This is a genomic window from Pseudomonas alkylphenolica (assembly GCF_004025535.1).
GTDB classification, from domain to species: Bacteria; Pseudomonadota; Gammaproteobacteria; order Pseudomonadales; family Pseudomonadaceae; genus Aquipseudomonas; species Aquipseudomonas alkylphenolica_A.
Map to the genome: position 1 here is coordinate 1115827 of NZ_QJRG01000047.1, position 13997 is coordinate 1129823.

General features: G+C 62.9%; 9 protein-coding genes. 4 read left to right on the forward strand and 5 right to left on the reverse strand.

All coding sequences use genetic code 11. The features are described 5' to 3' along the window. Positions 1 to 41 precede the first annotated feature (41 nt). On the forward strand, positions 42 to 2297 hold the full coding sequence (locus DM813_RS20525; RefSeq protein WP_128325195.1) for a putative bifunctional diguanylate cyclase/phosphodiesterase: 2256 nt from the start codon (positions 42 to 44) through the stop codon (positions 2295 to 2297). 6 nt (positions 2298 to 2303) lie between these two features. On the opposite strand, the gene DM813_RS20530 is transcribed toward DM813_RS20525, so the two are convergent. Then, positions 2304 to 6098, reverse strand: a complete 3795-nt coding sequence (locus DM813_RS20530) for a dermonecrotic toxin domain-containing protein (protein ID WP_128325196.1) — start codon at positions 6096 to 6098, stop codon at positions 2304 to 2306. A gap of 74 nt (positions 6099 to 6172) precedes the next feature. After that, the gene (locus DM813_RS20535; RefSeq protein WP_128325197.1) at positions 6173 to 7108 is read right to left on the reverse strand and encodes a LysR substrate-binding domain-containing protein; all 936 of its coding nucleotides are present in this window, start codon (positions 7106 to 7108) and stop codon (positions 6173 to 6175) included. A 146-nt stretch (positions 7109 to 7254) separates the two neighbouring features. Between DM813_RS20535 and DM813_RS20540 the strand changes: the two genes are divergently transcribed. From DM813_RS20540 to DM813_RS20550, 3 genes are all read left to right on the forward strand, one after another. Next, entirely contained in the window at positions 7255 to 8631 is a 1377-nt protein-coding gene (locus DM813_RS20540; protein ID WP_128325198.1) for an L-serine ammonia-lyase, read from the forward strand. Between the two features lie 131 nt (positions 8632 to 8762). Next, positions 8763 to 10061: a serine/threonine transporter gene (locus DM813_RS20545; RefSeq protein ID WP_128325199.1), complete on the forward strand. Its 1299-nt coding sequence runs from the start codon at positions 8763 to 8765 to the stop codon at positions 10059 to 10061. 90 nt (positions 10062 to 10151) lie between these two features. Next, complete coding sequence (locus tag DM813_RS20550; RefSeq protein ID WP_128325200.1) at positions 10152 to 10559, forward strand: OsmC family protein; 408 nt, start codon at positions 10152 to 10154, stop codon at positions 10557 to 10559. Positions 10560 to 10578: 19 nt separating this feature from the next. Here the strand turns inward: DM813_RS20550 and DM813_RS20555 are convergent, their stop codons facing one another. From DM813_RS20555 to DM813_RS20565, 3 genes are read right to left on the reverse strand one after another with little or no spacing between them, the layout of a single operon-like run. Further along, a complete protein-coding gene (locus tag DM813_RS20555) occupies positions 10579 to 11325 on the reverse strand; it encodes an enoyl-CoA hydratase (protein WP_128325201.1) in 747 nt (248 codons plus the stop codon). Positions 11326 to 11354: 29 nt separating this feature from the next. Beyond that, positions 11355 to 11969, reverse strand: a complete 615-nt coding sequence (locus tag DM813_RS20560) for a cupin domain-containing protein (RefSeq protein ID WP_128325202.1) — start codon at positions 11967 to 11969, stop codon at positions 11355 to 11357. Positions 11970 to 12018: 49 nt separating this feature from the next. Further along, positions 12019 to 13968 carry an FAD-dependent oxidoreductase gene (locus DM813_RS20565; RefSeq protein WP_128325203.1) on the reverse strand — a complete coding sequence of 650 codons (1950 nt, stop codon included), beginning with the start codon at positions 13966 to 13968 and terminating at the stop codon, positions 12019 to 12021. Positions 13969 to 13997: the final 29 nt, after the last annotated feature.

Genomic DNA, 13997 nt, shown 5'->3' on the forward strand with positions numbered 1-13997 from the left:
TGGCGCCGATAAAACATTAATTCGATGTGAATAACGGACCCATGAGCACAAGAATCCTCGCACTCGATGACAAACGGGTTTTGCCAACCGCCTTGGGTAATACCCTCAATCGCCTGTTGCCCATCGGTTTTGCGTTGATCGGTATCAGTTTGTCGGTGGTCCTTGGGCGTATGGATGTCCAGCGCCAGGAGAGCGAGCTGGTGGCCAATGCCGGGGTACGTTTGTCTGGCGTGCGTGCCGCACTCGAAGCCCAGTTGCGCTCGGCCTTTGGCGAGACCGAGGGCATTGCCCAGTTGATCAGTGCCGACGGTCACATCAGCGTCGAGCACTTTCATGACATGGCCCGCCAGGCCATCGCTTCGGTGCCGCATATCCGCCATATCTCCGTGGCCCCGGGCGATGTGATCGCCGATGTCTATCCACTGCGGGGCAATCAAAGCGTAGTCGGTATCGACTACCGCCATCTGCCCGACCAGTACCCGATGCTGCAGCGTGCCCGCGACAGCCACCGAGCGGTACTGGCCGGTCCGGTTGAGCTGTATCAGGGCGGTCGTGCACTGGTCTATCGGCGCCCGGTGTTTCTCAAGGGACACAAGGGGGTGAGGCTGTACTGGGGTAATGTCTCGATCGTCGCGGACATCGATCGCCTGCTCGGCACCGCGGGCCTGGACCTGGACCCGGGGTTTGAATTCGCCTTGCGCGGTGCTGACGGTCAAGGCTCGGCCGGGGCGATGATCTGGGGTGATCCCAAGCTCTTCGAGCAGCAACCGGCGACCATCAACGTCGATGTGCCCGGTGGGCTCTGGCAATTGGCCGCTAGCCCCCTGGGCGGCTGGCCGAACCTGAGCCTGTTCACCTCGCCGCTGTTCCTGTTTGCCCTGACCTGTACCGGGTTGTTCAGTGTGTTCGTGGCGCAACTCAATCGCAGCAACCATTTGATCAAACTGCGCAACCGCGAGCTCAAACAGTCGCAGACCCAGTTGCAGCGCCTGGCGCATTATGACGCGATCACCGGCCTGCCGAACCGCTTGTTGTTCGCCCAGCACCTGCACACCGCCATTGGCCGCGGAGAGCGTCTGGCAGTGCTGGTGCTGGATATCGACGGGTTCAAACAGGTCAACGACAGCCTCGGGCACCCGATGGGGGACCTGCTGCTGCAACAGGCGACGGCGCGCTTCATGCAGATCGTTGATGGCCAGGACAGCCTGTGCCGGTTGGGTGGTGACGAGTTTGCGTTTTTGCTCAGCGGCACCGAGCAGGGCTGTATCGAGCGGGTTCAAGGCCTGTTGCAAACACTGCAGCAGCCGTTTGACCTTAAAGGCAACGCTGTACTGGTCACCGGTAGCATCGGCCTGGCCTGGTACCCTGAACACGGTGACAGCGGTGATCGTCTGTTGCGCCACGCCGACACGGCCATGTACGCGGCCAAGGAAAGCGGGCGCAACGCCTGGCGGCTGTATCACCCGGATATGACCCAGCGCCTGCAGGAGCGTCTGGGCCTCGAGCTGAACCTGCGCCGGGCTTTGAAACACAACGAGTTCGAGCTCTGGTACCAGCCCAAGATCGACCTGTTCAGTGGTCGCCTGGAAGGAGCCGAGGCACTGTTGCGCTGGCGCGACCCCGAACATGGGCTGGTGTCCCCGGCACAGTTCATCCCGTTGGCCGAACGTACCGGGCTGATCATTCCTCTGGGTGAAAAGGTGCTGGAACTGGCCTGCGCCCAGGTTGCCGCCTGGCGTGCGGCCGACTGCCTGCCCGGGCCGGTGGCAATCAACGTTGCAGCGTTGCAGATCGAGCGTAGCGATTATGTTGCCAGCCTGTCGCGCAGCCTCAAGCGCTACGATTTGCCACCGACCTTGCTTGAGGTGGAGATCACCGAAAGCCTGCTGATGGAAAGTCAGCAACAGGCTTGCGCCGTGCTGGCCCAGTTGCAGGCCATGGGCGTTGTAACGGCGGTGGATGACTTCGGTACCGGCTATTCCTCGCTGGCCTACCTGAAGTCGTTACCCATCGACCACCTGAAAATCGACCGAGCCTTCATCAAGGATTTGCCCGAGGATGATGACGCCATGGCCATTACCCGGGCGATTATCGACCTGGGCCACGCCTTGGGTTTCCGGATCACGGCCGAAGGCATCGAGACCCAGGCCCAGTACGACTACCTGCGCAATGCCGGATGTGATCAGGGCCAGGGTTTCCTGATGGCGCGGCCGATGCCGGCGGCCGAGTTGCAGCAGTGGATGGCGCAGAACCCTCAACGGCACCGCTTGCCTGTGCCTTGGCAAGTGGTGCCGTAAGCGTACTCAGAACGGGAGTTCGAACAGGTCTTCAGCAGGTTGGGACAGGGCCAGTTCGCGGAACACGGGGTCGTTGACGAACAGGTCGATGCGCGGCCAGAAATCAGCTCTCGCTTGCTGCGGGTTGGTGAGGAAGCGCTCGTCATTAGGCAGTTCACGCAGCGCCCGACGGTACGCTAAGGGGAGCTGTTGCCATAGGTCGAGTTGTTCGGGGGTGGCCTCTTCGAGCAGCTCGTCATAGTCGGCGTCGTCAATCATCAGGTCGACGCCAAACCTGCGGTGGTAGTCCACTATTTGCTCGGTGACCCGAGTGCTGAGCCAGTCGCTTTCAAGGCGCATCGCTTGAGCGTTCACGGTGGGCAAGACGAGATCTGCTGGAAGGTGGGTGAACTGGTTGTCCGACAGGTCCAGCGCGATGGGCGCCCGAATGTCTGCCAGCCCTTGCGGCAGTTCGGTCAGGCTGCAGCCGCGCAAGAACAGGGCGCGTAGTTGTGGCACGGCAGGCAGGGAAAAATTGGGCGAGCGCAGCAGGGGATTGTTGGAAAGGTCCAGAATGCGCAGATCACGGAAGCGTTCCAGGGTCGCCTGGGCGTTGTCATCCCAGGTAATGCGGTTGCCGTCCATATCCAGCCATTGCAATGTCTGTGGATCATCAAGCTGGGGCAAACGGTCGAAGCGGCAATCACTAAGGCGCAAGCTTTCCAGTTCTGCAAAGCGTGCAAAAAAGGCGTCGGGGCAGTCGCTCAACTCGCTGTTGCCATCGAGGACGATGCGTCTGACAGACGGCAGATCGTTTAGCTGGGCGAGCGTGCTCAGGTCTTCGTTCTCCAGGTCGAGGTTGGACAAGTCGAGGCCCCGTACCCGTTCGCCGTTTTCCAGTAACACCGAGGGTACTTCGCGCCAGGCGTTGATGACGCGCTGGACGGCCCGCGCGCGGCGTGGCACACCGTAGGCCCACCCGTTGAGCTGTTCACGCTGGCTTTGAAGGGCCTGTTCACGCGCCCGGATTTCAGCCTCTGGACTGGACATGCGCCTGCGCCAGTTGGCCAGGGTGTCCTCGATCTGTTCGTCATTCATGTACGGGTAAAGCCGTCGCAGGCGAGCGGCCAGCGACGTGCGAAACGGCGAGGGGGGCGCAAGGGGTTCCAGCGGTGCGCCGCCGCGCAGGCCGGGTGTACTGGAAAAGGCGTGAGACTTCATACCCCAAAGCGTGCGAGGCCAGGCCTGTCGATTGCTTTCAGCTTCGGTCTGGAGCTGGCTGCGCAACGTCTCTACGCCCTCATCACCTGGCCAGTTGGGCAAGGCGTCAACGATCGCCGGCAAAGGATCAGCAGCCTGACGGCCCGCAACGGATAGATCAGCGCGAAAAACTGCGTAACCGTCGCCGGACTTCAGCACAATCTGGCGCGTTTGCGCCTGGGTGTCTCCCGCTGTTGCCAGCAGCGGGCCATCGGGGCGGGCGCCGCGCAGCTCCAGGCGCAGGCCGGCTGGCCAGTCCGGAAGGCGCTCAAGGCAGGCGAACAGCAGGCGATCACTGTCGGCATTGGCGAATTGTGGCAGGTACAGCCCTTCCAATGCGCGCACCAGCGGCAGATCGGCATTCACCTGCTCGGCTTGCACGCGCAACCAGGTGGGCAGGGTGCCTTGGTCGCTCCACGCAGCCAGTTCTTCAGGTGCCAGACGCCCGAGTAATCGTCGGGCCAGTGGCGTGGTGAGCCGAGGGAAGTCGGCACATAAGCGCTGTTCGCCAGCATTGGGCGCAGTGCCGGCATACTCGTGCTCCAGTGTCGGGCCTCTCAGGTCGGGCAGGCGGCGCGCCAATGCCAGGCGCTCCAGGGTATCGAGGAGCAACGGCGGTGTCGCCTCGCCGCTCAAGTACACCGCCTGCAACTGTGTCCGGGTAACGCCGCTGATGGTCATGGCCTGGTGCAGCGTGGTGTCGTCCAGATTGCTCTGCTGCGGGCTCAGGCGGCGTAGCAGTTGGCCGTCGTCCCAGCGCTGCGGCTCTTCGACTTGCAGTCGCCAGGCGCCGTCGCCGTTGTGCTCGAGTAGTGGTTGGTAGGCGTCTGGCTGATTTGGGTGGACGATGCGCCAGCGCTTGAGCGCAACGTCAAGCCGCTGTTCGTAAAGAGCGCCATCCAGGCGGATGAGAAAACGGCCGTGATGGATGAACTGGCCTTGGGTGTTGGGTTCAAGCGTGATAGGCAATGCCTGCGAACTGCGGTAAGGCGCCAGCTCGGGTCGCCATAAGCGCTGGCTGCCATCGGCCCGGGTGATGGGCTCCAGTTCCTCCATCAGCACGCTGCTGGCGAGTTTGCCGATACCCTTGCCGACGACATGCAAACCAGCGATCAGTGCCAGGTTAAGGCCCACATTCCTGGCATGTGCCAACGCCTCATGGCGATCGCCGATACTCCAGGCTTCGTAGCCCTCGTACACCTCGTCGAGCAGTTGATAGGCGGTGACGGCCAGCATCAATGCACCGATCTGCGGCACGAACAATCCGGCCACCATCAATGTGTTGAAGCCAGCACTTTCCCAGTGTGCAAGGCGTCGACGGCGCGCCTTTTCGTCGGCGTCGGCCGTGGGTACAGCCAGCAGGCGTGCCTCGGCTTTTAGCCGCGCCACCTGTTGGTCGTGGTGAAAGCTGAACAGCGGTGCGTCAATCGCCAGCAATTCCAGATGCAGGTCGGCACCCTTGCGCAGTGGCCAGTGCTGGTCGGTTGGGGTGACGCCTGTGGCATCGAGGTTTTGCTGCAGGCGGGAGAGAAAAGCAGGTCGCAGGTCGTGCGCCAGGTAGCTGCTCACGCGTTGACGCGAGGTCGGGTCGAGCAAGTCCTGGCACAACTGCTGGTGCAACTGGTTCAGGTCGGGAAACTGGCGCAGCGCCGCCGTATGTCCCGGCAGGTGCAGCAACAGGCCGGCAGTACCGGTGTCGATGATGACTGCCTCCTGCAGTGTAAGGCCGAACAGGCTCAGTTGCTGGCAAGGCAGAGTGCCCGGGCCTTCGGCAAGGACAAGCAGCGCATCCATCGCCGCGCCATCGAGGTGATGACGCAGGAAGGCGAGGTCTGCGTCCAGCTGCAGTTGCGCCCGATACATAGTCATGGCAAGTGGGGCTACCTCCGTGCGGGCGTACAGGGTAGTCAGGTGTTGCTGATAACGTTGGCCAATGTCCAGGTCGCGGCAGGTCCGGGCGAATTCATCCGGAGTAAGGGGCAAGGCCTTTACGGCATAGGCCTCGGAATCCATGGCGTAGTCGACCAGGGTGTCGTTGTCACCCAGGGGCGCCTTGCCGATGACCTGGGTCTTGCTGACCTGGATGTCGCCCGCCAGGGCGAGTGCACTGTCCGGGCTGAAGCTGATGTCGTCGGCAAAATTCTGCAGCGCAGCCTCCAGCAGGCTGTGTCGCTCATGCTGACTGACGTAGGTTTGCCAGGTGTAGAGGTGGCGAATCCGGATCAGCTCGGTGGTGCGCACGGGGGCGTCCAGTTGATGGTCGCTGAGCAGGCGATCGGTCAGTAGCGGCTCGGCAAATTCAGCGATCTGCTTGAGGCCCTTGAGTGCCCGTGCCAGCGCCTGCTGAGCAGCATCAAGGCGAGCGCTGCTGGCCAGGACGGCTTCACGCAGGTCGGGAGCGGCATTGGCAAACCAGGGGGTGAGGTTATCGGCAAAACCCTGGGCGGGCGTCAGCGCTTGGCCCAGCGCGCGCCAGTTGTCCTCCGTTGCGTGGCAACTCCAGTACGGGAGCTGCTGCTTGATCAGTAGCAGGTGCGGATTGAGCGGTGGTGTCGTGTTCATGCTGATGCTCCTTGGTCAAAGGACGGCATCAGGCCGCAGTGCCTGCCCGCGCAGGTGGTAAATCTATAAAGCCTTTACGCCACCGCATGCTGGGCGCGAAAGACCTGCGCTTCTTCTACCAGCCAGTCGTGCACGGCGCGGGCGCTCGGGTGGGCCAGGCCGCCGGGCGGATACAGCAACACGTAGCGTTTGTGGTTGGCGATCGGCAGGCCGAACGGCACGATCAGGGTGCCACGCTCCAGTTCATCGTTCAGCAGCGTGCGTCGGGCGATGGCCACACCGATGCCGGCAATTGCCGCTTCGATGGTCAGGTGGTTGCGGTTGAAGGTGTGTCCGCGGCGCACATCGAGCCCAGCGGCACCGATGCCGTCGAGGTAGAACTCCCATTCGGCATATTCGGAGCTACCGCGCCAGGCGGTGATGTCGTGCAACAGCGGGTAGTGGGCAAGGTCGGCCGGGCCGTGCAATGGCGGGCGGCCACGTAACAAGGTTGGCGAACACACCGGGAAAATCAGCTCGTCGAGCAATGGCGTCGAATGCATGCCCGGGTAGCTGCCGTCGTTGAGGTCGATGGCCAGGTCGAAATCGCCTTCATGCAGTGCCTGGCTACTGTCTTCGGCCACCAGGCGCAGCTGGATGTCCGGGTAGCGCTGTTGCAGGCGCGGCAGGCGCGGAGTCAGCCACTTGGCCAGGAACGAAGGAATCGAGCGCAAGCGCAGCGTGCCGCGAATCTCGCCGGCGTCCAGGCGGCGCAGTTCGGCATCGATGCTGCCGTAGGCTTCGCTGACTGTCTGTGCCAGACGCTGGCCCTCGGCGGTCAGCTCGACACCCCGCGCGCGGCGCAGGAACAAGCGAAACCCCAGGCGCTCTTCCAGTTGTCGGATTTGTTGGCTGACTGCCCCGGGGGTGATGTGCAGTTCTTCGGCGCAACGGGTGAACGACAAATGCCGCGCCGCGCAGGAAAACACGTGCAGCCAGACATAGGTCTGGCCATTCATTTGTCGTCTCATCGTTTAGTTCTGCTAAAGGCTTGCTTAGAAAGATTCGTTGGTCAACGTCCCAGTGACCGGGCAGTATCGCGCAACTTCGCGACACCCATCAATTTTTTCACAACGCCGCAGCGCGACAACCGTTGCCTGAGCGTGCAGGCATTAGCATGGCTATCAGTGTTTTCGACCTTTTCAAAATTGGTATCGGGCCGTCAAGCTCCCATACCGTAGGCCCGATGCGGGCGGCTGCGACCTTTGCCCAGGCCCTGCGTGAGGGCGGACTCTTGGCGCAGGTCAGCCGGGTAGAGGTTCGCCTGTATGGCTCGCTGTCGGCCACCGGGGTCGGTCATGCCACCGATCGCGCCTGCCTGTTGGGGTTGATGGGCGAGTGGCCCGACCAGGTTGACCCGCAGCGCATTGAACCGCTCATCAGTCAGCTACAGGAGAGCCGGGTGTTGTCGCTGGACGGACGTCATGCCATCGATTTCGACTGCAGCCGTGACCTGTTGCTGCTCGACGAGAACCTGCCGTATCACCCCAATGCCATGACCCTGGAGGCGTTCGCCGGGAGCACTTCGCTGCTGCATCAAACCTACTACTCGGTGGGGGGAGGCTTCATTGTCGAAGCGGCGCAACTTGACGCCGCGGACGACAGCGCCGAGCAGGTCAAGCTGCCCTATGACTTCGACAGTGGCGCCGAGTTGCTGGCGTTGTGCAAACAGCACGACTTGCGTGTCAGCCAATTGATGATGGCCAACGAATGCGCCTGGCGCCCCGAGGCCGAAGTGCGCAGCGGTCTGCTCAAACTCTGGGATGCGATGCGTGAGTGCGTCGACAACGGGTTGCGCAACGAGGGCATTTTGCCGGGTGGCCTCAAGGTCAAGCGCCGCGCAGCCAAATTGCACCGCAGCCTGCAGGTGCTGAGCAAACCCAACGTGATCGGTTCGACCCTGAGCGCCATGGAGTGGGTCAACCTGTTTGCCCTGGCGGTCAACGAAGAGAACGCCGCCGGTGGCCGCATGGTCACCGCGCCCACCAACGGAGCGGCGGGCATCATCCCGGCGGTGCTGCACTACTACATGAAGTTCAACCCGGACGCCTGCGACAGCGACGTGGTCGATTTTCTGCTCAGCGCTGCCGCCGTTGGCATCCTGTGCAAGAAGAACGCGTCGATCTCCGGTGCCGAAGTGGGTTGCCAGGGTGAAGTCGGCTCGGCCTGCTCGATGGCTGCCGCCGGCTTGGCCGACGTGCTGGGGGCAACGCCCATGCAACTGGAGAACGCAGCCGAAATTGCCCTCGAACACAACCTCGGCCTGACCTGCGACCCGGTCGGCGGCCTGGTGCAGGTGCCGTGCATCGAGCGCAATGCCATTGCCGCAGTCAAGGCCATCAATGCCGTGCAAATGGCCCTGCGCGGTGACGGCGAGCACTTCATCTCGCTGGACCGGGTGATCCGCACCATGCGCGACACCGGTGCCGACATGCATGCCAACTACAAGGAGACTTCGCGCGGCGGCCTGGCGGTCGCCTTCGTCGAGTGCTGAATCTGTAAAGGCCGCGCCGTTCCTGTCGAATGGTGCGCCCCCATCGCGGATAAATCCGCTCCTACAGCTGTACCCCTTTGCAACAACGCAGTTCGTTCATAAGCAACAAAAACAACTACAAGGCAATATCGATGACTGATGTAAACACCACCACGAACCTCGGTGTGGGTGCTGCTGCGCCTGCACAAAGCACGACCTGGAACCGCCACGACACCACTTGGGTGTTGGGCCTGTACGGTACCGCCATCGGCGCCGGCACCCTGTTCCTGCCGATCAACGCCGGGGTAGGGGGCTTCTGGCCGCTGCTGGTCCTGGCGTTGCTGGCGTTCCCCATGACCTACTACGCGCACCGCGGCCTGACCCGCTTTGTGCTGTCCGGCAAGCGCGGCGCCAGCGAAGACATTACCGAAGTGGTTGAAGAACACTTCGGTGTCGGCGCGGGCAAGCTGATCACCTTGCTGTACTTCCTGGCCATCTTCCCGATCCTGCTGGTGTACAGCGTCGCGCTGACCAACACCCTGGGCAACTTCATGGAGCACCAGCTGCACATGACCCCGCCACCGCGGGCGCTGCTGTCGTTGCTGCTGATCTGCGGCCTGATGGTGGTGGTGCGCAGTGGTCAGGGCATCATCGTCAAGGTCATGAGCTTGCTGGTTTACCCGTTTGTCGCCGCCTTGCTGCTGTTGGCCCTGAGCCTGATTCCCAACTGGAACGGCGCCTTCTTCGCCCAGGCTGCCGACGGCATGCCGATGGATGCGTTCATCAAGACCCTGTGGCTGGCCATCCCGGTGATGGTGTTTTCGTTCAACCATTCGCCGATCATCTCGGCCTTTGCCGTGGACCAGAAGCATCGCTACGGCGAGCAGGCCGACCACAAGAGCGGCCGTATTCTGGCCTTCGCCCATGTGATGATGGTGCTGACGGTGATGTTCTTCTGTTTCAGCTGTGTGCTGGCCCTGAGCCCGGCCGACCTGGCAGCTGCCAAGCAGCAGAACATTTCCATCCTGTCGTACCTGGCCAACCACTTCCAGACTCCGGTGATTGCCTTTGTCGCACCGCTGATTGCGCTGGTGGCAATCACCAAATCGTTCCTCGGCCACTACATCGGCGCCAGTGAAGGCTTTCAGGGCATGATCGTGAAAAGCTTGCGCAGCCGTGGCAAGCAGCTGTCGGCCAAGCGCCTGGAGCAGATGACCGCGCTGTTCATGGTGCTGGCCTGCTGGGCGGTGGCAACCCTGAACCCGAGCATCCTCGGCATGATCGAGAACCTCGGTGGGCCGATCATCGCCTGCCTGCTGTTCCTGATGCCGATGTATGCGATCAACAAAGTGCCGTCGCTGCGCAAGTACTCGGGTCGCGCGTCCAATGTGTTCGTGGTGCTGATCGGCCTGATCACCCTGTCGGCGATTCTGTACGGCCTGTTTGCCTGACCGGCTTTCCTTGGGCCGGGACTGGCGCTAGTGTTAGCACACTCGCGCCAGGCCCCGTTGGCCTGGCCATCGCCAAGGAAGCCACCACCGATGTCCGATTCGACTGTCCACGCCGAGCTGGGTGAGATCCCTTACACCGTCAACCTGTCTGCTGGCGTCAACCAGTGGCTGGCCGATGAAAGCGAAACGCTCGGTGGCCATGATCGCGGCCCCGATCCGCACCAGCTGTTGCTGTCGGCCCTGGGCGCCTGTACGGCGATCACCCTGTCGATGTACGCCAAGCGCAAGGAATGGCCGTTGCAGCACGTGCATGTGCTGCTCGACATCGTCAAGGAAGAGAAAACCCAGCCGCAGCGCACCGAGATCAAGCGCGTCATCGAATTGCACGGCGAACTGGATGACGCCCAGCGCGAACGCTTGCTGGGCGTGGCCAACGCCTGTCCGGTACACAAACTGCTCAGCGGCACCATCGTCATTGACAGCCAGCTGAGCGAGTAGCGCACCTGCCTGCGGGGCGTCAGTCCTTGACCAGCGCCCGCAATGCCGCTTTCGCCTCGGGAGTATGCAGGCGTTCGATGAACAGCAGGCCTTCACGTTCAACGCAGGCCTCAAGTTCTGCACGATGAGTGTCCTTCAGCAAGCGCTTACTCACCCGCAGCGCTGCCTGCGGCAAGCGTTGCAGGCGCTGCGCCAGTTGCCGGGCAGCGTCCAGGCACTGCTCGCCGTCTTCATGCAGTTCGTTGGCCAGCCCCCACTGCACGGCCTGTTCACCGTTGAGCAACTCATTGCACAACAGCAAGCGGGCAGCACGTGCATGCCCGAGCATGCGCGGCAGCAACAGGCTGGAGCCAAACTCCGGGCACAGGCCCAACGGCACGAACGGCATGCGCAACTTGGCCGAGCGGCTGACCAGTACCTGGTCGCAATGCAGCAGCAAGGTGGTGCCGATGCCGATGGCTGCGCCGCTGACAGCCGCAATCAATGGCTTGTCCAGCGCCATGACGATGCGCATGAGGCGAAACACCGGGCTGTCCATGTCGCTGGGCGGGTTGTCGAGAAAGTCCTTGAGGTCGTTGCCGGCGCTGAAGCACTGCGCGCCACCAGTGAGGATGATGACGTCCACCTGCGGGTCTTCACTGGCGCTCAGCAACTGGTCGCCCAGCTGGCTGTACATGGCGTTGTTCATGGCGTTGAGCTTGTCGGGCCGGTTGAAGGTCAAGGTCAACAAGCCGTTGTTCAGGTCGCGGGTGATCAGGTCGTTCATGGCAAGCCTTTATTGTTGTTGTCTGGGGGTTAGAAGGTGGGTGGCGTAATGACCCAGATCACCACGGCATCCACGTCGCCAGGGTTGCCGTAGCGGTGCGGCTCCTGGCTGGAAAAACTGAAACTGTCGCCTTCACTCAATTGAAAGTAACGATCGCCCACCCACAGTTCGAAACTGCCGGACAACAGGTAACCGGCTTCTTCGCCCTCGTGGCTATAGCTTTGCTGGCTGTAGGTGCCGGGCGGGAAACGCGAGTGGAGCATCTCCAGTTCGCGGTTGGGCTGCGGGGTCAGCAGCTGGTCGACGATGCCGTCTTCGTAATGCACGCTCAGGCGACTGCTTTTGCGCACCACATAACCGTTGTCTTCAGGGGCGGTACTGGCTTCGCTGGCGAAGAACCATTGAATGGTGACGCCAAGGCTACGGGCAATATTGAACAGCGCCGGAATCGACGGGTAAGACAGGTTGCGCTCCAGCTGGCTGATGTAGCCGGCGGTCAGCTCGCTCTGCCGGGCAAGCTCGGCCAGGGTCATGCCCCGGCGCTTGCGCAGGCCACGGATGCGGGTGCCGAGGAACTGCGGTGCTGCGGCGCCTTCCTGGCCGGGAACGGCGCCGGCGGGCGGCGTCTTGCTGCTGTTGCTCATTGGGGGCTCCATACCGCGCACGCTGCAAAGCCCCGGAGTATAAACAGGCTCAGAGCGTCCAGGCGACCTTCAATCCTTCGTAAATGGCTTCTTCGGCGGTGCGTGGGGCCAGGCAGTCGCCGATCCGTTTCACCTCGACCACACCGTTGAGCTCGCCAGCCAGGCTGTCGACCGGTTGATGGCCCTGGCACAACACCAGGGTGTCGATGCCTTCGACGATCATCGGCTCACCGCTGGCCGTGTGCTGCAGGTACACGGTGTTGTCGTCGCAGCCATAAAGGCGGGCATAGGGAGTGATCGGGATGCCCAGCTTGTGCAGCTCGCCGGCCATCTGGTCGCGGACGTACAGCGGCAGGCTCTCGCCGCAATGGGTACCGTTGACCGCCAGTTGCACCTGGTGGCCAGCGCGCACCAGGCGTTCGGCGATACCCGGGCCGATCCAGTCGCAGCGCCAATCCACCACCATCACCGAGCGGCCCAGCGTGACTTCCTCGCGCAGTACCTGCCAGGCATCGACAACCTGCAGCTCACCGCCGCGCTCGAATGCTGGCCAGTAGGGTTCGGCGCCAGTGGCAACGATCACCAGGTCCGGCTGTTCACGCTCCACCAGCGCCCGGTCGACGCGGGTGTTGCGCACCACCTCGACCCCGGCCAGCTGCATCTCACGCTGCAGGTTGGTACTGGCGCCGCCAAACTCGGCGCGCCGTGGCAGCAGTTGCGCCAGCAGTACCTGGCCGCCCAGCTGCGCACTGGCTTCGTACAGCGTGACTTGATGCCCGCGCGCTGCCGCCACGGCGGCGGCCTTCATGCCGGCCGGCCCGCCACCGGCAACCAGGATGCGTTTGCGCACCGGGGCAGGGTGCAGCTGGCCAAACTGCTGTTCACGTCCGGTCTCCGGGTGCTGGATGCAGGAAATCGGCAGGCCGCGATGGAAATGACCAATGCAGGCCTGGTTGCAGGCGATGCAGGCGCGTACATCTTCGGCGTGGCCGCTGTCGGTCTTGTTCGGCATTTGCGGGTCGCAGATCAGCGCGCGGGTCATGCCGCAGACATCGGCCTGGCCACGGGCCAGGATCAGTTCGGCTTCCTGCGGCTGGTTGATGCGTCCGGTAACGAACAGCGGAATCGACAGGCTGGCTTTGAAGGTACCGGCCTCGCGCGCCAGGTAGGCCGCCTCGATGGCCATCGGCGGGACGATATGCACTGCGCCACCGAGGGAGGCCGAGGTGCCAGCAACGATGTGCACGTAGTCCAGCGTCGATTGCAGTGCCTGTACCGCAGCCAGCGATTCGCTTTCGGTCAGGCCCTCGGCATCGCGCTCATCGGCGCTGATGCGCAAGCCGATGATGAAGTCTGCCGAGGTGGCGGCGCGCACGGCGGCGATCACTTCACGAACAAAGCGCAAGCGCTGCTCCAGCTCGCCATTGTAGGCGTCGCTGCGGCGGTTGACTCGCGGGTTGATGAATTGCGCCGGCAGGTAGCCGTGGCTGGCAACCACTTCGACGCCATCCAGCCCCGCCTGGTGCAGGCGTCGGGCGGCGTCGGCATACCCTTGCACGATCTCGTCGATCATGCCCTGGTCCAGCGCCCGCGGCATCACCCGAAAGCGTTCATTGGGCACCGCCGATGCCGAATAGGCCACCGCCAGCAGGCCATCGCTGGACTCCATGATTTCCCGGCCCGGGTGAAAGATCTGCGACAGCACCACGGTGCCATGGGCATGGCAGGTCTCGGCGAGCTGGCGGTAGCCTTCGATGCAGGCGTCATCGGTGGCCATCAGCACATGGGAGGTGTAGCGCGCACTGTCGTGGACCCCGGCGACCTGCAGCACGATCAGGCCGACACCGCCTTCGGCGCGGGCCTTGTGGTAGGCGATCAGGCGGTCGTTGACCAGGTTGTCGGTGGGAATCGAGGTGTCGTGGCCGCTGGACATGATGCGGTTCTTCAGGCGTTTGCCACGGATGTGCAGCGGTTCGAACAGGTGCGTGAAGGTCGTCATGCGGTTCAGGCTCCAGCGGGTTGTAGTTT

Coding starts and splice junctions, on each gene's coding strand:
- DM813_RS20525 (WP_128325195.1), top strand. CDS start 42: ATGAGCACAAGAATCCTCGCACTCGATGACAAACGGGTTTTGCCAACC.
- DM813_RS20530 (WP_128325196.1), bottom strand. CDS start 6,098: ATGAACACGACACCACCGCTCAATCCGCACCTGCTACTGATCAAGCAG.
- DM813_RS20535 (WP_128325197.1), bottom strand. CDS start 7,108: ATGAGACGACAAATGAATGGCCAGACCTATGTCTGGCTGCACGTGTTT.
- DM813_RS20540 (WP_128325198.1), top strand. CDS start 7,255: ATGGCTATCAGTGTTTTCGACCTTTTCAAAATTGGTATCGGGCCGTCA.
- DM813_RS20545 (WP_128325199.1), top strand. CDS start 8,763: ATGACTGATGTAAACACCACCACGAACCTCGGTGTGGGTGCTGCTGCG.
- DM813_RS20550 (WP_128325200.1), top strand. CDS start 10,152: ATGTCCGATTCGACTGTCCACGCCGAGCTGGGTGAGATCCCTTACACC.
- DM813_RS20555 (WP_128325201.1), bottom strand. CDS start 11,325: ATGAACGACCTGATCACCCGCGACCTGAACAACGGCTTGTTGACCTTG.
- DM813_RS20560 (WP_128325202.1), bottom strand. CDS start 11,969: ATGAGCAACAGCAGCAAGACGCCGCCCGCCGGCGCCGTTCCCGGCCAG.
- DM813_RS20565 (WP_128325203.1), bottom strand. CDS start 13,968: ATGACGACCTTCACGCACCTGTTCGAACCGCTGCACATCCGTGGCAAA.